This window comes from Paenibacillus sp. DMB20, from assembly GCF_000987955.1.
Lineage (GTDB): Bacteria > Bacillota > Bacilli > Paenibacillales > Paenibacillaceae > Paenibacillus_AQ.
Genome location: NZ_LAZU01000022.1, coordinates 1 through 21899, shown reverse-complemented (window position 1 = coordinate 21899; position 21899 = coordinate 1). Strand labels below are relative to the sequence as shown.

Annotated in this window: 16 protein-coding genes and 5 pseudogenes; 13 read left to right on the top strand and 8 right to left on the bottom strand. The window is 52.8% G+C overall.

What is annotated here, in order from left to right; translation table 11 throughout:
- Positions 1-20: 20 nt before the first annotated feature.
- Positions 21-1056: pseudogene (locus XI25_RS09895) on the top strand (glycoside hydrolase family 18 protein).
- A gap of 115 nt (positions 1057-1171) precedes the next feature.
- Here XI25_RS09895 and XI25_RS09890 read toward each other — a convergent pair.
- Positions 1172-3467, bottom strand: a pseudogene (locus tag XI25_RS09890) (helix-turn-helix domain-containing protein).
- A 265-nt stretch (positions 3468-3732) separates the two neighbouring features.
- On the opposite strand from XI25_RS09890, the gene XI25_RS31250 reads away from it, so the two are divergent.
- Both XI25_RS31250 and XI25_RS31245 read left to right on the top strand, forming a co-directional pair.
- The gene (locus XI25_RS31250; protein WP_052759548.1) at positions 3733-5136 is read left to right on the top strand and encodes a transglutaminase-like domain-containing protein; all 1404 of its coding nucleotides are present in this window, start codon (positions 3733-3735) and stop codon (positions 5134-5136) included.
- A gap of 34 nt (positions 5137-5170) precedes the next feature.
- Positions 5171-6259: a transglutaminase domain-containing protein gene (locus XI25_RS31245; protein ID WP_052759547.1), complete on the top strand. Its 1089-nt coding sequence runs from the start codon at positions 5171-5173 to the stop codon at positions 6257-6259.
- Positions 6260-6450: 191 nt separating this feature from the next.
- Here the strand turns inward: XI25_RS31245 and XI25_RS09880 are convergent, their stop codons facing one another.
- Positions 6451-7284: a lipoate--protein ligase family protein gene (locus tag XI25_RS09880; protein WP_327204756.1), complete on the bottom strand. Its 834-nt coding sequence runs from the start codon at positions 7282-7284 to the stop codon at positions 6451-6453.
- Between the two features lie 235 nt (positions 7285-7519).
- Between XI25_RS09880 and XI25_RS09875 the strand changes: the two genes are divergently transcribed.
- The 8 genes and pseudogenes from XI25_RS09875 to XI25_RS09850 all read left to right on the top strand — a co-directional run bounded on the left by XI25_RS09875 (position 7520) and on the right by XI25_RS09850 (position 13044).
- Positions 7520-8563 (top strand): ABC transporter substrate-binding protein, encoded by a 1044-nt coding sequence (locus XI25_RS09875; RefSeq protein WP_152669109.1) that lies wholly within the window; start codon positions 7520-7522, stop codon positions 8561-8563.
- A gap of 35 nt (positions 8564-8598) precedes the next feature.
- Positions 8599-8757 (top strand): hypothetical protein, encoded by a 159-nt coding sequence (locus tag XI25_RS34475; protein WP_235439802.1) that lies wholly within the window; start codon positions 8599-8601, stop codon positions 8755-8757.
- A 1-nt stretch (position 8758) separates the two neighbouring features.
- The gene (locus tag XI25_RS09870; RefSeq protein WP_235439801.1) at positions 8759-9418 is read left to right on the top strand and encodes an ABC transporter permease; all 660 of its coding nucleotides are present in this window, start codon (positions 8759-8761) and stop codon (positions 9416-9418) included.
- A gap of 1 nt (position 9419) precedes the next feature.
- The gene (locus tag XI25_RS35760; protein ID WP_268794489.1) at positions 9420-9752 is read left to right on the top strand and encodes an ATP-binding cassette domain-containing protein; all 333 of its coding nucleotides are present in this window, start codon (positions 9420-9422) and stop codon (positions 9750-9752) included.
- A 23-nt stretch (positions 9753-9775) separates the two neighbouring features.
- Positions 9776-10165 carry an ABC transporter ATP-binding protein gene (locus tag XI25_RS35755; RefSeq protein WP_268794488.1) on the top strand — a complete coding sequence of 130 codons (390 nt, stop codon included), beginning with the start codon at positions 9776-9778 and terminating at the stop codon, positions 10163-10165.
- A 12-nt stretch (positions 10166-10177) separates the two neighbouring features.
- Positions 10178-11092, top strand: coding sequence for a cysteine synthase A (gene cysK, locus XI25_RS09860; RefSeq protein ID WP_046678455.1), 915 nt, complete (start codon positions 10178-10180; stop codon positions 11090-11092).
- Positions 11093-11336: 244 nt separating this feature from the next.
- A pseudogene (locus tag XI25_RS09855) lies at positions 11337-11862 on the top strand (DoxX family membrane protein).
- 281 nt (positions 11863-12143) lie between these two features.
- A pseudogene (locus tag XI25_RS09850) lies at positions 12144-13044 on the top strand (1,4-dihydroxy-2-naphthoate polyprenyltransferase).
- Positions 13045-13348: 304 nt separating this feature from the next.
- Here the strand turns inward: XI25_RS09850 and gdhA are convergent.
- From gdhA to XI25_RS35750, 6 genes are all read right to left on the bottom strand, one after another.
- Positions 13349-14719 carry an NADP-specific glutamate dehydrogenase gene (gdhA, locus tag XI25_RS09845; RefSeq protein ID WP_046678454.1) on the bottom strand — a complete coding sequence of 457 codons (1371 nt, stop codon included), beginning with the start codon at positions 14717-14719 and terminating at the stop codon, positions 13349-13351.
- Between the two features lie 670 nt (positions 14720-15389).
- Positions 15390-15701 carry an antibiotic biosynthesis monooxygenase gene (locus XI25_RS09835; protein WP_046678452.1) on the bottom strand — a complete coding sequence of 104 codons (312 nt, stop codon included), beginning with the start codon at positions 15699-15701 and terminating at the stop codon, positions 15390-15392.
- Positions 15702-16024: 323 nt separating this feature from the next.
- A complete protein-coding gene (locus XI25_RS09830) occupies positions 16025-16945 on the bottom strand; it encodes an ABC transporter ATP-binding protein (RefSeq protein ID WP_046678451.1) in 921 nt (306 codons plus the stop codon).
- Positions 16945-17625: an ABC transporter permease gene (locus XI25_RS09825; protein ID WP_046678450.1), complete on the bottom strand. Its 681-nt coding sequence runs from the start codon at positions 17623-17625 to the stop codon at positions 16945-16947. Before XI25_RS09825 ends, XI25_RS09830 begins: the two co-directional genes overlap by 1 nt.
- Positions 17626-17798: 173 nt before the next feature.
- Positions 17799-18812, bottom strand: a complete 1014-nt coding sequence (locus XI25_RS09820) for a DUF418 domain-containing protein (protein ID WP_235439800.1) — start codon at positions 18810-18812, stop codon at positions 17799-17801.
- A 61-nt stretch (positions 18813-18873) separates the two neighbouring features.
- Positions 18874-19005 (bottom strand): hypothetical protein, encoded by a 132-nt coding sequence (locus XI25_RS35750; protein ID WP_268794487.1) that lies wholly within the window; start codon positions 19003-19005, stop codon positions 18874-18876.
- Between the two features lie 287 nt (positions 19006-19292).
- On the opposite strand from XI25_RS35750, the pseudogene XI25_RS09815 reads away from it, so the two are divergent.
- Positions 19293-20013 (top strand): annotated as a pseudogene (locus tag XI25_RS09815) (response regulator transcription factor).
- Positions 20014-20028: 15 nt separating this feature from the next.
- Complete coding sequence (locus XI25_RS09810; protein WP_046678449.1) at positions 20029-21783, top strand: sensor histidine kinase; 1755 nt, start codon at positions 20029-20031, stop codon at positions 21781-21783.
- The last annotated feature ends 116 nt before the right edge of the window (positions 21784-21899 follow it).

The following is a 21899-nucleotide window of genomic DNA, read 5'->3' as shown; positions in this document are numbered from 1 at the left end:
GGATCGGAGTGACGAGAAACATGACGAAAAAATATATAAAGGCCGGTTACGCGTCCGATGCCGTGCTTCCGGAGATGATGAAGGAAGATTTATCGAAATTAACCCACTTGAATGTGGCTTTCGGCCACGTCCGGAACGATGAGATCACGACGGCGCATCTGAAAAACACCGAAGCTCTGGCGAAAAATCAAACAGGAGCACCCCGAACTGACCATGCTATTGTCCGTAGGAGGCTGGAGCGCCGGCGGATTTTCGGAGGCGGCATCCACCGAGGCAGGCAGGAAGAGCATGGCGGCTTCGGCGGTACGGGTGCTGAACGAGCTTCCTTTTGACGGGATCGATCTGGATTGGGAGTACCCTTGTTACGGCGAAGCCGAAATCGGGTCGAGCCCAGACGACAAAAGGAACTTCACTTTGCTCCTTAAAACCATTCGGGAGGCGCTGGATTCAAAAGGTTCGCAGGATGGGCGCCATTACCTGCTGACCATTGCGGCAGGCGCAGACCAGTATTACGTGGACGGCACGGAGATGGAGCAGGTACAGCAGTATCTCGACTTCGTCCAGCTGATGACCTATGACATGCGCGGCGGTTTTCAGGTTCTGACAGGCCACCATACGAATTTATACACGCCGACGGGAGATCTGTTCCGGATCAGCGTCGACGCTTCCGTAAACCTGTTCCACCGTGCGGGAGTGCCGAAAGAGAAGATCGTGATCGGCGCGGCTTTTTATTCCCGCGTCTGGAACGGCGTTCCGGACCGCAATCATGGACTTCACCAAATGGCAGGTAGCACCGGCGGATACGGACCGGATTTCACCGTGCTTGCAGCCGACTATATCAATAAGAACGGTTATGTCCGTTATTGGGATGAGGAGGCCTGCGCGCCTTACCTGTTTAACGGGTCCAGCCTGATATCCTATGATGACGAGGAATCGATTTCGCACAAATGCGATTATGTAAAGGACAAGGGCCTGGCAGGCATCATGTTCTGGGAATATTCCTGCGACAAGACGCACCGCCTGCTGGATGCTGTACATCAAGGGCTGCAGGGCTGAGTTCGGCGCTCTTTCATCACAAAAAAACAACTCCCCCAAGGCGTTTGCCCGAGGGGAGTTGTTAATGTCTTTATAGAGATCTTCTTCATTGAGGATTCGCCAACAGGATGTGCTATTATCCGACCCAGTCCTCATCCTCGTCATCGGACGAAACGGAGGCTCCGTTCTGACTATGCATTTTACGATACTGCCCGGGCGTGCAGCCCTGTTCCTTTTTGAACTTGCGGATGAAATTCGGCGTGTCCAGGTAACCGACGCGGATGATGATATCCTTTAAAGGATCGTTGGTATGCAGGAGCTGACGGATGACCTCGTCCATGCGTTTTTGCCAAATATACTGGGAAAAATTGATGCCCATCTTCTCTTTGAAGGAGCGGCTGAAATAGGAAGAAGAGATGGAGTATTTGGCCGATATCGTTCCCAAACTCAGGGTGTAATCCGTAAAGTTCTCGTCGATAAAGGCCGTGATTTGGTCCATCAGGCTGTTCTCTTCGGTCTCGCTCATGGCTTCGACCTGGGCGCAGATTTCCGCGGCAAGGCTGGTAAGCTTCTTCTCCAGGTCCTCCAGCGAATCGAAGGAGGTCACCCGCGGAATTTCGTTGACGACATGGTGAATGCCCAGCTCCGAGGCGGTTTTCAGCATCGTGTTCAAAATATCGAAGCAAATGCAGCGCAGCAGCGGCACGGCCGGTTTCTCGATTTTCAAATTATTAAGCGCCGTGGACACCATCTGGACGGCTACATCGTAGCTGCCCTGCTTGAGGCTTTGGACGAGTTTAAGCAGAACGTCCTTCGGCACCCAGAAGGAAGAGTCCCTGGTGTCGGAAAGCTTGTTGAAGAATGTAGTGGTGCCCTGCCCGTGAAGCATGGATGCTTCAAAAGCGGTCGAGGCCTCGATATAGGATTGATTCAGCTGTTCCGGGTAGCTGTAGCGGGTACCGGCTCCCATGGTAGGAGACAGATCGGCATGTTCCGCGACCATGGCCCGGAGAGCATCGACAATGGATTCCATCAGGGCCTGAAGCCGGGCTTCATGGCCGGTGACGGCGTCAAAGCCGACAATGAGGGCCAGCTGGTTGGGATGAGGAAGCTCAACCCCATAGGCATGAGCCGAAAGCTCCGGCAATGGCACGTCGCCCATCAGCTGCATGACGGACCGATGCTCCGGATCTTGGCCGCTCAAGGAAAGCGAAGGTTCCCAGCCCATGCAAACGACGAAATAATGGGACCGGTCAAAGCGAATGCCAAGGGTTTCGCTGAGCTTGGTCGTCAAATCCCCCGTATGGCCGTGCTTTAGCAGAAGCAGCAGGATATGGTTGCGGGCGTAGGGTTCCTGAAGATCCACGCGCTGGCTGTAGTCGTGCAATGTTTTTTTGATCCATTCCAGCTCGTTGCTGGACGAAGAGGAATCGGAAACGTTTTTTCAGCCGCACAAACTCCATCAGGTCGGAAATCGGATGGTACTGTCTTCGCGCGAGCATGATGGCAAGTATGGTACCCATGATGACCACAAAGGAAAAAACGAGAGCGATAAAGGTCTGGATATGCACGATGCGGCCGAAAAATTGACTGCTCGGCATAGCGGTAACATACGTCCAGCCGGCGTCCGATTTGACGGAAACGACGGAATACGACTCTTGGTTCAGGGAGAGGCTGTGCGTTCCGGGCTTAAGCCGGAACAAGGCGCTGACGTCCTTGGCGGTAACCGACTCTCCATGGTGATTGGCGGCAAGCACTTGTCCGTTATTATCGAAAATATAGGTCATTCCCTGGTAATCGGTCAGGATGGAATCGATTAATCCGGTCAGGTTGGATTCGTCGATCAGGTACATGACCGTGCCGTGCGGGTTGGGATTGTTCGGCGTAATCGGCACAAGGTAGGCCAGCATGGATTGCTGGCCGCGGTTTCCTTTGTCGACTTGTTCCGCCGGACGCATGGTCGGATAACGTACCGTATTCAAATCCCGGACCAGGTTTGCCTTATCCCAGGTATGGAATTTATAGCGGCGGGTGAACACGTCCAGGTTCTCAAGCCCCTCGGTGGAATAGATTTTCTCATCCCCGCGGAAGAACAGAAAGAGCTCGTTCACGATGGAACTGGCCGCCTTGTATTTGGCCAAGGCTCCGATTGCGTCCTGGCTGTAGTACGGATGATGCACCCAGTAGGAGGTCAGCTGTTTATCGTAGGCGATGCGTGAAGCCGTGTCCTGAAGTTCCCTCATGCGGTCGTCAATCATGGTTTTGGCTTGGGTAAGCTGATTGACGTTGCTCTGCTCGATTTCGGAACGGAGGGTTTGCACGGCGTTCTGATAGATAATGACGGTAAGAATAATAAGCGGGATCAGGAAAATAGCGATATAGGAAAGCGTATATTTCAAAAGAAGCTTGGATTTGATATGATTCCATTTCATGATGTAACCTCCTATGCGGCTAACTGACAAGATGTCAGCCTTATTAAATTGTAAGGTAAACGTTTTCACAAATCAATGCACTTATAGCAGGGTTTTATGTAGGAAGATTCATATTAAATGGTTGGAACTGGGCCATTGGGGAAGGAGTTCCAGCTTTCGAACGATAGCAGGTTGTTCTAAGAGGAAGAGGAGGAGAAGGCAATGAACAAAACATACGGTTTGGACCTTGCGGCCATAGAGAAAAAAACTTGCCCTTAAAGTGGAGATGGCGGGCGAGCGGAAGCGCGAGTGGGCCGACGTGCTGGAGAGCGGGATTGACGGGGACGAGCTGCTGCTGCTGAAATTTTTGCATGCCTACATGCCGCTGCATGATCTGGCGGATTACGGCGGGGCGTTCTTTCTGGAGCATGTGCGGCAGACCCTGAAGGTAAGGGAGCAAATGCCGTGGGGGGGCTCGATCCCGGATGAGCTGTTTGTTCATTTTGTGCTGCCTTACCGGGTAAACAACGAAAATATCGACAACAGCCGCGAGGTGATATTCGGAGAACTGTATTCCCGGGTAAAGGATCTGACCATGACGGAGGCCGTTCTGGAAACGAATTATTGGTGCCATGAGCAGGCGACTTATATCGGCACGGATATGCGCACGGTATCCCCGCTCACGATCATGCGCACCGGTCTGGGCCGCTGCGGCGAACAGTCCACGCTCGCGGTTGCGGCGCTTCGAAGCATCGGCATTCCGGCCCGACAGGTGTACACGCCGCGCTGGGCACACTGTGATTCCAACCATGCCTGGGTGGAAGCCTGGGCGGACGGAGAGTGGCGCTTCCTTGGCGCATGCGAGCCGGAGCCGATTCTTAACGAAGGATGGTTCCGGTCGCCTTCGCGACAGGCGATGCTCGTGAACACCCGCGTGGCGGCCGATTACCGGGGACCCGAGGAAATTTGCTCGGATCATCCTTGGTATGCGGAGATCAACATGCTGGACCGCTATGCGCCCGTCAAGACCATCACCGTTCAGGTGAAGGATAAGAACGGCATGCCTGCCGAAGCCGAGGTTCAGTTCCAGGTCTACAATTTTGCCGAGTTCAGCACCATTGTCACTAAGACAACCGATGCCGGAGGAAACGTCAGCTTGATGACCGGATTAGGCGATCTGCTGGTACATGCAAGAGGTCCCCTGGGTTGGGGGACCCGTAAAATCGACGTGCGCGACGGCGTATGGTTTGACCTGACGCTTGGCGAACACCCGGCAGCCGGAGATATAGTCGAGTTGGAAATGGTTCCTCCGGCAGCAGATACCGGCGCGGAGCTGGAGGTACCGGAAGAGAAGCGCACCCGTCATGAGGAACGGGTTAAGGAAGGGACGCAGATCCGGGCAGGCTTCGAGGCCGAATTCCGGGCTGCCATTAAGGGCGGCGATCTTGCAAGGGAGCTTGGCTTGTCGGAAGACCGGGTCTTATCGGTTCTGGACAAGGCAAGGGGAAATGCGGCGGAACTTGCCCGTTTTCTTAAGGAAGCTGCGGCGGAAGAGCGGAAACTTGCTCTGCGGCTGCTTGAAAGCCTGAGGGAGAAGGATTTGACGGACACGTTCGTGCCGACTCTTGCCGATCATCTTGAAGGTACCCGCGGTATGGATGACGGCGGAATGAAACCCGAATTTTTTTGATGCTTACGTGCTGTGCCCGAGGGTTCATTTCGAGATGATTACGCCGTACAAGCGCTTTTTCCAACGGGCTTTTTCGGCGGAACAGCAGATGTCGTTCCGGTCGAACCCGCAGCGGCTTGCGGACGAGCTGGCCGGAGACATTGCCGTCCTGAACGGAGTGGACCGGTACAATGGAATGGCGACGCCCGTCGGCGCGTACCGGATGAAGATCACGGACGCCATGAGCCGCGATATTCTGTTTGTTGCGGCTGCCCGGAGTCTGGGCATTCCTGCCCGGCTTGAACCGCTCAATCTACGGCCTCAATTCTGGCAATCCGGCCGCTGGATCGACGTGCGCTTCGGCGTTTCAGAGGATCCAAGTGGTTCTGAGGCACCGGAAAAAGGAAAAATCCGTTTCCTGCCGTCTTCATGGCAGGGGACCGACGGGACCGCAGCGGCGTATCATCTTAATTTTACGGTGGCGCGGCTGGAGGACGGAATGTTCCGGACATTATCGATTCCGTTCGGGGAGAAGGAGGTTTACGGCAAGTCCTATGAAGTGCTGGCAGGAACCTACAGGCTGATCACGGGCACGAGGTTGAGGGATGGATCCGTGAAAGTCCGGTGCCGCTATTTCGAGGTGCGGCCGGGTGAGGAGAAGGAACTGGAGCTCGTGTTCCGCGAGGAGTCGGAAGAGCTGGTTATCCTTGCGCAAGTCAGCGATGAGTTCCTTCAGAGCCTGCCAGGCGGAGACACCCCTGGCCTCAGCCCGTCCGGTGCGGCATGGGCATGGCTCGAGCCGGAGCGGGAACCGTCGAAGCATCTGCTGCGCGAGCTGCGAGAGCTGGCCGCCGAGCTGGAGAAGTGGGATGGAACGATCTGCTTGGCAGTACCCAACGAGGATGCAGTGGAACTGATCGCGGCGGCCGGCCTGCCGTCCAATGCCGTGGTCGCAGTCGACCCGGCGGAACAGGGACTGGAGCGGCTGCAGGCAGAGCTTCCGTCGGCCGCGACGTCGGAACGCCCCGTTGTGCTGGTGGCGGATGGCGGCGGGCGAGTAACCATGCTGTCCAAGGGTTACAAGCTGGGGACCGGCGCCGAAATGCTGAAGACCGTGAAACATATGGAAAGCGCCAAGGTCTAATTATCAAATCCGATCCGCCCGACAGCTTGAATGATGCATGTAATGAAAATTATGAAATCCCAACCCTCAGCAAAAGGTGGGGATTGGCTAAAGCCATAAAAAAAGCGGCTGTCGAGATTTTCCCGACAGCCTTAAGCCTCGGATTACATGTCAGGGGCTTTTTATTGTTCACTTCCTGACATACCGCTGCCTTAGCGAGTCCGCCATGTCACGGACGGCATCCTCCCCGGGCAGCTCCAACCGGGATGCGGCCTCTGCCAGAAGGGCCGGGCCGGCGGAAGCCTGAAGCTTGCGGATCGCGTCTTTGACGGATTCCGTGAAGAGGGCGGAGCCGTCCGGACGAAGGCCGGCGAGTTCTTCGAGGCTGGCCGTGGAAGATGGCCGGACATGCGGATAGTCTCCCGACTTGGCGCCGGCGCGGCTTCATCGTAGAAAGAACGGACAAGGGCGGCCCGTTCGGCGCCGGAACCCTCGGCAATAATAAATGCCTGTACGATAAAGGCTTTATTCTGCCTCCGCTGGGCAATGCCGCAAAATTTTTGTCCGTCAATGCTCAAATCGTACGTCCCCGGGCAGAAGGCCCCCTCGATTTCTCCGGTATCCACGGTGCGGCCCGTGTCCCGCAGCGCGCTTCGGATCAGCCCGACCATGGCTTCAAAATCCGGATGAAAGTCCAGATCTTTGCGTTCCGGTCCGAGCGGGAGGATCAGGGACAGGTTGACCACGCCCGGATCGAGCGGGACGGCCGCCCCGCCGGAGTGGCGGACGGCCGTGTCGTAACCGAGCGCCCGGAGCCGCTGCCGAGCGGCTTCGGCTCCCGGAAGCCTGCTGTCGCGCACGCCCATCACGAAGGCGCGGGGATGCCGCCACAGATGGCATATGGCTGGGCCTCCGCGCCCGGTCTGCCTGCATAGCAGCTCGTCGAGAGCGAAGGAGTAGAGCACGTCCGGCTCCGTCAAATCGCGGGTACGGTCAAGCAGCAGGATCGGCCCCGTTTCGTGCGGCAGTTGAAAGGTATGAGTCATGCGGAAGAGCCCCCCTGTTTTGGATTATATGAATTCATAACCATGAATTAGTCACGTCGGTCTTCGTTGATTTTATGATTAAGGCAGTGTCCGTCTGACGGTTAATCACCATCATGCCATGGGCATATGAACAGAATACCTTGAACCTCCCCTCAAAATCAATTGACAACAAGAAGGAATGTTTTTATAATCCTAGTAAGTTTATAGGAATTATTTATATAGAGGGGGAAACACCATGAATACTCGCGCCCGCAGTTTAAAAGGGCTGATGATAGGCCTGCTGCTGATCGCCATGCTGACGGTAACGGCTTGCGGCAATGATTCCAGTGAGGGCGGTTCGGCCGGAAAAAGCGGCGAGGCCAAGAAAGATTTCGTAGTCGGTTACCTGAACGTAATGGACGACGCACAGGCGATGCTTGCCTACGAGGCCAAATTGTACGAGAAGCATGGCCTTAACGTGAAAATGCAGCAGTTCAAGAGCGGCACCGATCTCATCAAGGCGATGGTCGGCAAGCAGGTGGACGCCGGCGTGCTAGGTTTCACCAACGCGGTGTCGTGGGCATCCAAAGGCGCGGGAGTGAAGGTTGTCGGCGGGGCGCAGCTCGGATTTCACAGCGTGCTCGTGAAGGATGGAAGCGATATCGCCAAGGTTGAAGACTTGAAAGGCAAAAAGCTGGCTTCCCAAGGCCAAGGAAGCACGGCGGACATCGTTCTGAACGGCGTCGTGCTGAAGGAAGCGGGTCTGACGAGCAAGGACGTGCAGATGGTGTATGTCGATCCGGGTCAGGCCATCCAATCGCTCGCTTCGGGCGCGGTGGATGCAGCTTTCGTATTCGAGCCGTATGACAGCATAGCGACCCATACGCTGGGTGCGAAGCAAATTTACGAGATCGGCAAAGTTTGGCCGTTTCCCTGCATGGTTGTGATTACGACCGACGAAAATCTGCAAAAGAACCGGGATGCGGTAAACAAACTGCTTGACGCGCAAAAAGAAGCGATTGAAATGCTGCAGAAGGATCCGAAAAAATCGGCTGGGCTCATCATGAAACATTTCGTGGATTCCGACACGATGCACTCCCATCATGGCGGGACCGTGGAATCGGTGGACGTGATCAAGCAGGCGATCGAAACCCAAGTATTCAACTGGGATATCACGCCCGACCAGGTAACCCGCATGCAGGAAATTTCGGACATGATGAAAGAGCAGGGCGTGCTGGACAAAGACGTGAAGGTGGAAGGTCTTATCGATTTAAGCTGGCAGGAACAGCAGAAGAAATGATCTGTTGAAGATCCTATAAATAAGGAGGATTTCCGGTGAATCCATCGTACACGAAAATGCCGCGGACCAAACCGAAATCAGGCTCCTCCTGGCGAAAAGCGCTCCCTTATCTGCTTGCAGTCGGGAGCCTTCTTGCCATTTGGCAGGCAGCGGCGTTTTTTTCTTCCGTCGTTTCTGCTGCCGGATGTGCCTGACGTGTTTGTCCGTTTGTCTCAAAGCATACAAGATGAAGAATTCCGGGGGCATGTCTCGGACAGCCTGTTCCGTCTGTTGTGGGGATACCCTCTGGCATGCCTGTTCGGCGCCCTTCTCGGCCTGATCGGCGGCGTATCCAAGGGATTTGCCGTATATCTGCGCAGCCTGATTTCGATACTGCAGGCGATTCCGCCGATTACCTGGGTTCCTTTTTTTGTCATACTATTAGGCTTCGGCAACAAAACGATCATTACCGTAATCATTATCGCGAGTTTTTTCCCGATGGCGCTGTCGGTGCTGAACGCCACGGAAGGCGTGAGCCGCACGCATCTGGAGCTGGCCCGCGTGATGGGAGCGAACCGCCGCCAGTTGCTGGCCAAAGTGTTTGCGCCGGAGTCGCTTCCGGCTTTTGTCACCGGCGCCCAGGTTGCTTTCGGGAACGCATGGCGATCCCTCATCGCTGCGGAGATGGTTGGCGGGGCGATGGCCGGGCTCGGCTTCTATTCCCGATGGCGCGGCGAGGTAGCCGATATGGAGGGCGTGCTGATGAGCATTATCGTGATCGGTACGATCGCGGCGCTTCTGGATCTTGTCGTGTTGGAAGGATTGAAGCGCCGTTTACTGCGATACCGTTACGTTAGACCGGGAGGAGAGGATTAAGATGCAGACGATTCATATTGATAACGTATCCAAATCCTTCGGCGCCCTCCATGTCCTGGAGCAGGTCGATTTTACGATCCGTCAGGGCGAATTTGCCGCCATCGTCGGCCCTTCCGGCTGCGGGAAAAGCACCGTGCTGCGAATGATTGCCGGCCTGGAAACCCCGAGTACGGGGGAAGTCAAGGCAAACGAACAGTCCGTGAAGAAGCCTGACCCCAACCGGATGCTGATTTTCCAGGAGCATGCCTTGTACCCTTGGAGAACGGTGGCCCATAATGTGGGCTTCGGGCTTGAACTCGCCGGCGTCGCGAAAAAAGAACGTACGCCCGCGTAGGCGAGGTGCTGGAGAAGGTGGGCTTGGCCGGTTTTCAGAAGTATTACCCGCATCAGCTGTCCGGCGGCATGCGGCAGCGGGCGGCTATCGCCCGCGCGCTCGTAACCGATCCGGAGGTGCTGCTGCTGGATGAGCCGTTCGGCGCATTGGATGCCATTACGAAGATTTCCATGCAGAACGAGCTGCTCCGCCTCTGGGAGGGGACCGGCAAAACCGTGCTGCTCATTACGCATGATATCGACGAGGCCGTTTATCTGGCCGATACGATTTACGTCATGAGTCCGCGACCCGGCCGGATCGTGGAAACGATCAAGGCAGACATGCCGCGTCCGCGCAACCGGAACGGCGCCGAATTCGTCGCTCTGCGCGAGCGGATCATGAAACATCTCGATTTAGGGAATCTTGAGGTTTAAGGAGAATAATCCATGAAAATCTACGATCATATTGTCGATTTGGTCGGCGGAACGCCCATGGTCCGGCTGCAGCGTTTGGTACCGGACGGAGCCGCCGAGGTATGCGTAAAGCTTGAAATGTTCAATCCGTCCGGCAGCGTAAAGGACCGGGCGGCGTTCAATCTGATCGATACGGCCGAGAAGCGGGGGATGCTGAAGCCCGGCGGAACGATCATCGAGCCGACGAGCGGCAATACGGGAATCGGCTTGGCCATGATCGCGGCCGCCAAGGGATACCGGGCGATCTTGATTATGCCCGACAACATGTCCAAGGAACGCATTAATATCCTGAAAGCCTATGGAGCGGAAGTCGTGCTGACGCCAAGCGGCGAGCGGATGCCGGGCTCCATTGCCAAAGCGCTTGAGCTGAAAGAACAAATTCCGGGGTCCTTCATCCCGCAGCAGTTTGAAAACCAGGCTAACCCGGATATTCACCGGGTCACGACCGCACCCGAGATTCTGGAGCAGATGGAAGGAAGGCTCGATGCCTTCGTGGCTACGGCGGGAACAGGCGGTACGATTACCGGGACCGGCGAGGAGCTTCGAAAGCATCTTCCGAATCTGCACATTGCCGTGGTGGAACCGAAGGGCTCGCCGGTTCTTTCCGGCGGCGAACCCGGCCCGCATAAACTGGTCGGGACAAGTCCCGGCTTTGTTCCGAAGATATTGAATACGGGCGTCTACGACGAAATCATTCGGATCGCGGATGAAGAAGCGCTCCAAACGGCAAGAAACCTGGCGCGGATGGAAGGAATTTTGGTGGGGCCTTCGTCCGGGGCTTCCGTTTTTGCGGCGATCCGCGTAGCCGAGCGGCTTGGCGAAGGCAAACGCGTTGTCTGCATCGCACCGGATACCGGCGAAAGATACCTCAGCATGGATATTTTTTGAGTTTATGAAAGCATGGCTGCATGATTCCGACAGCGATCGGAAATCCGATGCCCGTCGGTTTCGTCGAAGCGTTGTGCGTTTTCGGATCGGGAATCGAAAATTGCATATTGTGTCGAAATTGTGAATGTGGTTATATTAGGAGGAAGATCCTGTATCCACTTTATTCAGAATGGAGATGAGAAGTTTGGCTAGGCAGAATTTGAAAGAAGGGCAGTATGTGGTCGTGCCGGAAAATCCCGTGTCCATGTTTTTGTTCAGCAGCACCCGATCGGCGTGGATCTGGCTGCTTGTGCGTCTGTATTTGGGCTATGCATGGCTTTCCGCCGGCATTAAAAAGGTTACGTCCGATGCCTGGACAGGAAATGAGGCGGGTGCCGCCATCCAGGGTTTCGTGAAAGGCGCGTTGGCAAAAGCCGATGGCGGAAAGGACGTGTCCGGTTGGTATGCTTCTTTTCTGGAAAACTTCGTTCTGCCTAACGCCAAACTTTTTTTCGTACATGGTTGCGTTCGGCGAAGTGCTGGTCGGCCTGGGATTGATTTTGGGGCTCTTGACCGGCATTGCCGCATTCTTCGGCGGTTTGATGAATGCAAGCTTTTTGTTTGCCGGAACCGTAAGCACCAATCCGCTGCTGTTCATTCTGGCGACCTGGCTTGTGCTGGCATGGAAGGTGGCCGGTTGGTACGGTCTTGACCGTTGGGCGCTTCCGCTGCTCGGTACGCCTTGGAGCCGCCGACGGAACGTCGTCAAAGAGGAAGATACCGGCGCGTGAACGGGATAAGACGTTGTAAAAAGTAAACCTCATACTCTGGCAACCTGTGCCGCAGATGGAGCTTTTACGTTCATCTGCGGCACAGGTTTTATTGTGTAAATACGCATGATCATCAAAGTATGTTACTTATTTCACAAATTGGTCGTTGTCAAGAACATATCCCACAGCGAAATGATCAAAACTAATTTATCCTATTTTTAGATAATGATAAAGAAGGATGATGGAGATGGGAATCAAACCTTTTTTTTAAGCTGGTTGAAATCCAGACCAAGGTGGCAAGCATGATTCCGTTTTTGATCGGGACTATTTATGCGCTGTTTCGTTTCCAGGAGTTTAACGGTTATCATTTTGTGCTCATGCTTGCTTCGCTGCTTTCGTTTGACATGGCCACAACGGCCATCAATAACTATTACGATTATAAAAAAGCCGTCAAAAAAATACGGTTATGGCTATGAGTTTCATAACGCCATCGTGCTGTACAAATTGAAAGAGCCGGCCGTGGTAGCTGTCATCATTACCCTGTTGGCGACGGCAGTAGGGGCGGGTATCGCGCTGTTCCTGGATACCGGTCTGCTTATTTTGCTGCTGGGCGGATTGTCGTTTGCGGTCGGGATCCTGTATTCGTTCGGGCCGATTCCGATTTCGCGGATGCCGCTGGGCGAGCTGTTCTCGGGTCTGTTCATGGGCTTTGTGATCATATTTATTTCGACATGGATTCATGTGGACGGAAACACGCTTGCCAGTTTAACGCTGGATGGCGGCATGGTTAACCTGCAGGTGAACCTGATCGAGGTGATTCTGGTGTTCCTGATTTCGGTTCCGGCCATCCTGGGGATTGCCAACATCATGCTGGCCAACAATATTTGCGACGTGGAGGATGACATCGAGAACAAGCGGTATACGCTTCCGGTTTATATCGGCTGCCCGAATTCGATGATCCTGTTCCGGGTCCTCTACTTTATGGCTTACCTGGATCTGATCGTTCTTTTGATATTGAGGGTGAACCCGGTCATTCTGCTGCTGGTGCTGCTGACCATTATCCCGGTCCATAAGAATGTCAAACGGTTCATGGCTGAGCCGTCCAAGGAAAAAACGTTCGTTACCGCGGTTCAAAACTTCGTCCTGATGAATACGGCACGCATCGCCGCATTAGGAGCCGCGGTTCTGCTAACGGCTTTATAACGACGCAGGACAACTTCAAACAGGCATAATAAAGCCTCCGTTCTCTCCAAGAAGAACGGAGGCTTTATTGCTTGTCCTCGTCAGTGTGCTAAAGGAACGAGGGGTGTTTGCGTGCGGACGGACTGCCATGGGCCTCTCCCATGCACCGAATGGGTCTCAGGCTGATGACAAAGTCAAAAAGAAGATGATGGATGCCGCCTTACCTGGTGTGCTGATCAGCTTCCGTTAGACTTTGCCCACAATCTGAAACCCGGGGTACAGGGGGAATGTATGCCCTGCCCGTTTTCACAAGGAAGGATGTTTCTTAAACAATGCCTTGAGCCAGCATAGCGTCAGCTACCTTCAGGAACCCGGCGATATTGGCTCCAACGACAAGGTTGCCCGGACAATCGTACTCTTCGGCTGCTTTTACGCTGCTGTTATAAATGTTTTTCATGATCAAATGCAGTCGGTTGTCAACCTCTTCAAACGTCCAGGACAATCTCATGGAGTTTTGGGACATTTCCAGGGCAGATACGGCTACGCCGCCGGCATTTGCCGCTTTGGCAGGCCCGAACAGGACGTCGTTTTTCAGGAACAGGTCGATCGCTTCCAGCGTGGAAGGCATATTGGCACCTTCGCCGATGGCTTTAACGCCGTTGGAAATCAGAATGGCTGCAGAGGCTTCGTCAATTTCGTTCTGGGTGGCGCAAGGCAAAGCGATGTCGCACGGAATCGTCCAGATGCCCTGCCAGCCTTCGGTATAAGCCGCATGCGGATGTTCGTTCACATACTCGCTGATCCGTTTTCTCTCCACTTCTTTCAGGCGGCGAACCGTTTCAAGGCAGATGCCCTCCGGATCATATACGTAACCGTTGGAGTCGCTGCATGCCACAACCTTCGCACCGAACTGCTGGGCTTTCTCGATGGCGTGAATGGATACGTTGCCGGACCCGGATACCACGACCGTTTGGCCTTCAAAGCCCAAACCTTTGGAATTCAGCATTTCCTCCACGAAATACACGCAGCCGTAACCCGTAGCTTCCGGGCGTCCGAGACTTCCGCCGTAAGGGATGGATTTGCCGGTCAGCACGCCTGCTTCGTTGCCGCCGCGGATCCGCTTATATTGACCGAACATAAAGCCGATCTCGCGCGCGCCGACGCCGATATCCCCTGCGGGAACGTCCGTGTCCGGTCCGATGTATTTATACAGCTCCGTCATGAAGCTTTGGCAGAAACGCATGATTTCATTGTCGGATTTGCCTTTTGGATCGAAGTCGGAGCCGCCTTTGCCGCCGCCGATCGGGAGACCTGTCAGGGAGTTTTTCAGGATTTGTTCGAAACCGAGGAATTTAATGATGCTGACGTTAACGGAAGGATGGAAACGGAGTCCGCCTTTGTACGGCCCGATGGCGCTGTTGAATTGAACGCGGAATCCGCGGTTAACCTGTACTTTCCCTTGATCGTCTACCCATGGAACACGGAAGGAGATGACGCGTTCCGGCTCGACAAGGCGTTCCAGGATGCCGGCTTCCTGATACTTGGTATGCTTGGAGAACACCGGGACAAGGGAATCGAGAATCTCTTTGACCGCCTGATGGAACTCAGGCTCATTCGGGTTGCGCTTTTGAACGGTTTCAAATACGGATTGGACATAAGATACCGCTTCTTGTGTTGGTTGTGCAGTAAGATTCATGTACAGGTCCACCTCTCTCATAAATAAGTATTATGTTGTATTTATCAAAAAAAAACGGGACCTTGCAAGTTAAAATTTATACATCGGCGACAATTATTTATACAATTTGACTACAATTTCGGTCCTGAAAAACATACAAAAAATGCAAATGAAGCGAACGCTTAGGTTCACTTCATTTTTTCGGGGAGCGCTTATTTTTTTTGTACCGTGCTGTTTCGTCGGCAACTTGGCGCTTGGCATGCCCTTGCCGTTATTTTCCTTGTTGTGGCGCGATTTTTTCTGCATTTTCATTCATTTTCTCGACAAACTCATGGGTGCTTTCCATCGATAAAACCTCCTTTGAAATAGATGATTGAAGGTTGAGATTTCCTTCTTTTTTTAGGATGTCCCGATGAATGATATTGTATCGATATATTGAATTTTTATGTAATCAATGCATGAAGTTTACTCCGGTCATAAAACTTTCCTATCGATCGGTGAAAAAAAGTGTGATGAAAGCGCTGTAAGGGTGGGAAAAAAGTCAAAAAAGTACTAAACTGCGCTCAACTTGATCTGCGCCCTTTTCAGAAAAGGAAATCCCGCCGAAGTCTGCCGACTTCAAGCGGGATTCGCAAGCTAACCGTCCGGAAGGTACGGAAAATGCCTTCAATAAAGAGAAAGCCGATGGACGTTACTTTACCGGCGGATGGCTGATGAGCAGCTCGTATTTGTTCAGCGAAGCGCCTAGAATAAACTCGCTGCCGCCGCCGCGATGGGACTGACGGAAGGACTCGCTTGCGGTCCAGCCTTTAAAGGCCTCCTCGTTCTCCCAAACGGTACATACCTTCAGCTCTTCGAACTCGGCGCCTTCCTTGGCTTCATGCCATACTTCCAGCCGTACAAAGCCCGGCATATCCTGAACGCCTTTTGCTTGCGCGAACCGCTCGGAAAGTTCCTTGCCGTGTCCGGGTTTCACCTTGATCGAGTTCGTTACTACCAGCATTCCTGTTCCTCCTTTTAGCTGTGATCCGGCATAAATCGCCTCTTGATTAAGTTTATAATAGAATTCCCCTTACAAGATACCCCAAAATAACACCGACAATCCAGAACAGCAAAATTCGATTTCCCTTTCCGGTCTTCTCACTGATAGCAGCGTCGGAAAGGTAAAGCAGCAGCAATATTATAATTCTCAGAACGACATGTATAAATGGAAAAGAGAGTCCGCACAGAAGAGCAAGAGCTTGATAGAGCCGAACGTAATTCTTGCTAATTTTGGGTCACCTCCGGTTGTATTTTCAAAACCTCACGTCTTGCATTTTCAAAACCTTACGCCAGGTCAGGTATGTTGAAAAAAATATCCTCGAGCGTAACTGGCTTCGGTTCTATTTTATACAGACGGATCCGATTGTCCACGAGCGCAGTCACGATCAGAGGGATGTCCTCCTCCTCAGGAACCGTACAGGTCAACGAAGTACCTGCAATCACGATATTTCCGGCTATATTGATAAGTTGTTTCTTTATTTGCTGCTCCTGTGCAGGGGACATGGGACTAATTTTGCATGACAGCTCAATATGCTGGCGATATTGATTTCTCAGATCTTCCATGGTGCCGTATTTCGTTATGCATCCTTTATCCATGATGGCTATTCGGGAGCACAACTGTTCAACTTCGCGGAGGTTATGGGATGTTAAGAAGATGGTTTTATTCCGTCGGTTTAAATCCCGGATGATCTGCTGAATTGCGACTGCCGACTCAGGATCCAACCCCGATGTAGGTTCATCCAGGAAAAGAAGCTCCGGATCGCCAAGCAGCGCTTGCGCAAGCCCCAGTTTTTTTTTCATTCCGAAGGAAAAGCCTTTGACCTTGCTTCGTTCATGTCCCTTTAAACCCACGCTCTCCAAGAGACGGACAAGCTCGTCCCGCTTCCATGGGATTCGTTTTAGCTCCGAGAAAAAAATGAGGTGGGAAAGAGCGCTTGTATCATAATAATAGTTTGCGGCATCAGGCATGACGCCGATCCTTCTCTTGATCTGGTCCATTTGGGTATAATCCTTGCCCATGATGGAAAAGCTGCCTTCCGTCGGGCGGATAATCCCGGTCAGCATGTGAATCGTCGTTGATTTTCCTGCTCCGTTTTTACCCAGGAAACCGAATAACTCTCCTTGCTTGACTTCAAAAGTCACGCCATTCACGACATAAGTTTCCCCGTATCTTTTCCTCAGTTTGTTTACCTCAAGAGCATTCATTATAAATCTTTCCTCCTGAACACGAAAATGGACATGGCTGCGAACAGAATAGAGAACCCGAATGGAATATATGATTTCCAGCCCTCTTCAAGGAGGTAGTAGTAGGGAGTTGCGTATTGGACAAGCTGGAGAACCGGATTTGTTGAAAATAAGCCCCATATGCCGATGGTCGGGAGCAGCAGTCCGCAGATCAAGCCTGTGAACATCGAAAAGCTAACTTTTGTGATGATCGTGGATACAAGCATGTTCATTCCGATTGCATAGGAAAGAAAGACGATCAGCCGTATCAACTCGAATAGATCGAACTGTTGCGCGCTAACGAAAATAGCCAAGAAGGAAATAGACAGGCACGCTACCCAAAACGACAAGATACCGAGATACTTTCCAAGAACGACGGACGTCCTGGATACTTTTGTGACAACGAATCGCATCGTCTGGGTTTCCACTTCCCGGTTAAGCGTGTCATGGGAAAGCGCAAGCACGAATAAAAATCCAAGAAACGTTACCAGAAAACGGATACCGGAAAGATAAGGGTTCGATTCTTGACCGAACGCCATGACGGGGTTGTTTTTCACGAAATTGGATATGGAAAAAGAAACGATAATAAACAACAGTATAATCGCAACAGATTTGACGCTTTTAAACATCGTCAGAAATTCTCTCTTCGCAACTGCGTACATGTCGACTACACCACACTTATATTTGATTAATCGTGATAATCAATTCATCAATGCGAATGCGATTTTTGTATAATAGCTGCCTTGGACTCGCAGCCAAGACAGCTTTGACGCCACCGTTATCGGGGCGGATTGCCGTATCTATGTTATTTCATTTTCATGGGAGATAGAGTCGATTATGCGGAAGTCATCTCCGGGTTCAAGGCAGGCTGCTTTGTCTTTGGCCTTCCGCTCCAGGACCAGTAAGTGCCGATGCGCAGCAGTCTTTCCACCGGTCCGATCCGGAACCGGTTCAGAATGTAGAAGCTGAATGCCGCCTGCACCGCATAAATAACGAGCGCCAGCAGAATGCCGGGGATGATGCCGAGTTTGCCGAACAGCCCGAGCCCAAAGCCGTAAAAGATAAAGACGCAAATCACCGTCTGCATCAAATAGTTGGTCAGCGACATGCGCCCTACCGCTTCGAAGGACCGTATGATGATCGACCGCTTGGACGAATGGGCGTATGCCAGGGCAAATGCGAAAATATAACCCAGGGCAAGGATTTGGCCGCCTAGGGAGGACAGGACTTCGCTCAAGGGATGTTCCTCTCCCAGCATGATACCGGCGGTTTTGGCGACGATTCCGACCGGGACCAGCAATAGCGCTCGGCGCATATACATTTCCTTTTCCCGTGAGGGGGACATAAACATGCCGCTTTTGGCGGCTGCCATGCCGAACAGGAACAGGGCGCCTACAAACAGCGGGGCAATGATGAACATAGCAAACCCAAACCAGTCGGGCAGACCGAGTGGATCGGCATTCATGCGGAATTGCATGATATCGCCGAAGGAGCCGGTGCTGTACGTAGGGATGGATTCGCTCACGTAGCTGTCGATACGCTGTTTTTCCTCCAGCGATTGGCTGCCTGTAGTCCCGTAGCTGAGCACACCGCTAGCGAGAAGGAATATGCAGCCCCAGATCGCCAGCGTTTTGGGTTTGCGGTTCACGAACATAAGCAGGAAAAAGCTGAATCCCCCGTAAAAGAGCAAAACATCGCCTTCCCACAGGAAATAGGAATGCAGGAACCCAAGAAGGATTAACAGTAGGGAACGGCGGACGATATGCCTTCCAAATTTCAGTCCTTTGGCGTTCAGGCCTTCTTTCATTTTGACCAAACTATACCCGAAAAGGAACGCGAAAATCGGCATGAAGCTGCTCTCGACAAAAATTTTCAACATATCGAGGCTGATCAGGTCCGTAAAGGACGAATTAAAAAAAATGCAGTTTCTCTTTTCCGAACATGCCGTACTGAAAAATAAGCATGTTGGCCATCAGGATGCCCAGCAGGCTAAAGCCCCGGATCGTATCGATGGCGGTCGCTCTCTTTAATGGATTTCCCATTTTTTCTCACCTCTGCAACCAAGTATAGCGGCCCGGCTTAACGAACACGGAAACGGAACCTTAACTTTTGCTAAAAATTTATGGATGAGTTTACTTCAGAGCAAAGCTTCCATAAATCGCAACCAAAACAACCGATAAAAGCGGTCTGGCATCCGGGAGTTGCGGCGAATATATCGCAAGCAAAACAACCGTCAAGTTACATCAATCCAAACATTTTCTTGATCTGCTTCATGTTGTTTAACTGTTGTTAAGGTTGTTGTGCTAGCATGGTAAACGGGTGAGAAAAAATGGAACAAACGAAAATATTAATCGTGGATGACGAACCGGCAATCGTGAAAATGCTGCAGATGGTTCTGCGCAAGGAAGGATTTAACCGGATCTACACGGCGGCAAACTGCAGCCAGGCGTTGAGCGAGATGGAAGCGCACCGGGCCGATATCGTACTCCTGGATGTCATGCTTCCCGATGGAAGCGGGTTTGAGATCTGCCCGCAAATCCGGTCGTACGGCACCCCGCATATTTTATTTTTGACCGCAAAGGCCTCGGATTTGGATGTGCTGACCGGTTTTGCGATGGGCGGGGATGATTATATAACCAAGCCGTTCAATCCGCTTGAAATCGCGGCCCGCATCAAAGCGCGTCTCCGCCGCGGCGGATGGGGGACGCCTTCCGGAGGGGTAAAGGACGAACCGGTCAGGGTGTGGGACTATGGCCGCTTTGTCGTGGATGAAGCCGCGGGAGAATTGAAGGTACTTGGGAAGCCGGTCCCTTGCCCGGCCCAGGTTTTTCAGCTGCTGGTTTACTTTTGCAAGCATCCGGGCGTCGTGTTCTCCAAGTCGCAGCTGTACGAGGCGGTATGGGGCATCGATGGCATGGGGGGAAGACAATACGGTAATGGTTCATATCCGGCGCATCCGTGAGCGCATTGAGGACAACCCGAGCGAGCCCCGCTATTTGCTGACCGTCCGAGGTCTGGGATACAAGCTGGTGAAGGAGACCGCGGGATGAAACTCCGAAGAAGGCTTGCTTTTTCATTTTACCTATCAGTTGATCGCCTTTTCGATATTCATGTTTCTGTTTTTGATTACGCTGCTGTTTGTTTTGACCAAGCACTTGGCAAATGAGGATATCAAGCGCAACGTCCATTCGGGGGTATTGGAAAGCATTACGACGGAGACCATTACGGAAAATGGAAGGGTGCTGTTGGCGGATTACTGGAAAACGCTGCTGCAAGAACAGGAGATGTGGCTTCAGGTCATCGATATGGAGGGCACGGTTATCTTTTCCACGAACACGCCGGATGATGTGCCGAAAACGTATTCGGTCAGCCGCTTGCTGGAGGTCAAAGACGATCGGCGGCTCGGCAAGTATACGACGGCTTGGCAGATGGACCTGGCTTACGAGGAGCCGCTGCTCTTTCTGCTCGGCAGGGTGGACGACAGATCGGATAGGCTGCGCGATTGGTTTATGCGGTATCAGAAGGACGGTATGCCCGATCCTGAGCTGCTGAAGACCTTGGAGGCGGATGTCAGCCGAACGGGCGGATATCTGCATGTCATCAATGAGGACGGCGCGATTCTGCAATCGATCGGCAAGGATCCTACAGAGAAAGAAAACTATCATCCCTTGGAAATTATGGCGATGCAGGAGCAGCCCGGGACCTATGCGACATATGTAAATGTGTATCGGGATAAAGCCAGCCGGAAAACATGGGTTTACCATACGCCGCAGGAGAATGCCGTCGGGAAACAACCGATCATGAACGAGCTCATAAAGATCGTAATAGCGACAGGGTTGGGGATATTGATTATCTCTGTTGCCGTTTCGGTCTGGCACGGATACCGGTACAGCCGTCCGCTCTTGTTGTTTACCGGTTGGTTTGAGCGGATGCGGAGCGGAACCTATGAGGAAGTGCTTACGCCGAAGGACCGGAAGCGGGTATTCCGGAAAAAAGGGAAGATCCGTACACGTTACAAGCTGTACAAAGAGGTCATCCAATCCTTCTATCAAATGGCAGAACAGCTGGCGGAGACGGAGCGGGAACGGAAACGGCTGGAACGGAACCGGGAGGAATGGATGTCCGGTATCTCGCATGATCTGCGGACGCCGCTTTCCTCTATCCAGGGGTACGGGTACATGCTGGAAAATGCGCCGGAAGACTGGAGTCCGGCGGAACTGCGGGAGATGGGCACCGTCATCCGGGAAAAAGGAGATTACATGCTGGAGCTGATCCATGACTTTTCGCTGATTTTCCAGCTGAAGAGCGCGGTGCGCCCGCAGGATGTGGCCCCGTTGGACCTGAGCGAGCTGGTCCGTCGCTGCGTTCTGAAATATGTCAATGATGCTACTCTGGAGCATGTTACGTTCCAATATGAAGGCAGGGAAGATTCCGTGATGGTGGAAGGCAGCGCGAAGTGGCTGCATCGCCTGATGGCCAACCTCATTTCGAATGCCGTTAAGCATAATCCGCCCGGCATTACCGTCACGGTGGGCGTGGAAAAACGTGCGGATGGCGCGGTCATCATCGTGAGGGACAATGGTGTAGGGATGGACGAGGAAACGAAGAAAAACTTGTTTGAGCGTTACTACCGGGGAACGAATACGGAAGAGAGCATCGACGGCTCCGGCCTGGGCATGAGCATTGCCAAAGCGATCGTGGATGCCCATCACGGCCAGGTTAAGATTGAATCGGAGGAAGGAAAGGGAACGTGCATCAAGGTTATTCTGCCGTGGGAATTGGAGAATCCAAAGCAAGAAGGGACTTTGCAAAAACCATAATGGCATAAGAAAAACGTCCATCGACGTACTTCACAGAAGACAGACCGCATATATTCGGAAGTTTTTCTTGCGATATAGAATCCCCATAAGCTCCGCTGATAACTTATAAATTCTAT

Bases quoted from the DNA above. Each gene is read 5' to 3' on its own strand.
- XI25_RS31250 (WP_052759548.1), top strand. From the start codon at position 3,733: ATGGCGGGCGAGCGGAAGCGCGAGTGGGCCGACGTGCTGGAGAGCGGG.
- XI25_RS31245 (WP_052759547.1), top strand. From the start codon at position 5,171: ATGATTACGCCGTACAAGCGCTTTTTCCAACGGGCTTTTTCGGCGGAA.
- XI25_RS09880 (WP_327204756.1), bottom strand. From the start codon at position 7,284: ATGACTCATACCTTTCAACTGCCGCACGAAACGGGGCCGATCCTGCTG.
- XI25_RS09875 (WP_152669109.1), top strand. From the start codon at position 7,520: ATGAATACTCGCGCCCGCAGTTTAAAAGGGCTGATGATAGGCCTGCTG.
- XI25_RS35760 (WP_268794489.1), top strand. From the start codon at position 9,420: ATGCAGACGATTCATATTGATAACGTATCCAAATCCTTCGGCGCCCTC.
- cysK (WP_046678455.1), top strand. From the start codon at position 10,178: ATGAAAATCTACGATCATATTGTCGATTTGGTCGGCGGAACGCCCATG.
- gdhA (WP_046678454.1), bottom strand. From the start codon at position 14,719: ATGAATCTTACTGCACAACCAACACAAGAAGCGGTATCTTATGTCCAA.
- XI25_RS09835 (WP_046678452.1), bottom strand. From the start codon at position 15,701: ATGCTGGTAGTAACGAACTCGATCAAGGTGAAACCCGGACACGGCAAG.
- XI25_RS09830 (WP_046678451.1), bottom strand. From the start codon at position 16,945: ATGAATGCTCTTGAGGTAAACAAACTGAGGAAAAGATACGGGGAAACT.
- XI25_RS09825 (WP_046678450.1), bottom strand. From the start codon at position 17,625: ATGTACGCAGTTGCGAAGAGAGAATTTCTGACGATGTTTAAAAGCGTC.
- XI25_RS09820 (WP_235439800.1), bottom strand. From the start codon at position 18,812: ATGCCGATTTTCGCGTTCCTTTTCGGGTATAGTTTGGTCAAAATGAAA.
- XI25_RS35750 (WP_268794487.1), bottom strand. From the start codon at position 19,005: ATGGGAAATCCATTAAAGAGAGCGACCGCCATCGATACGATCCGGGGC.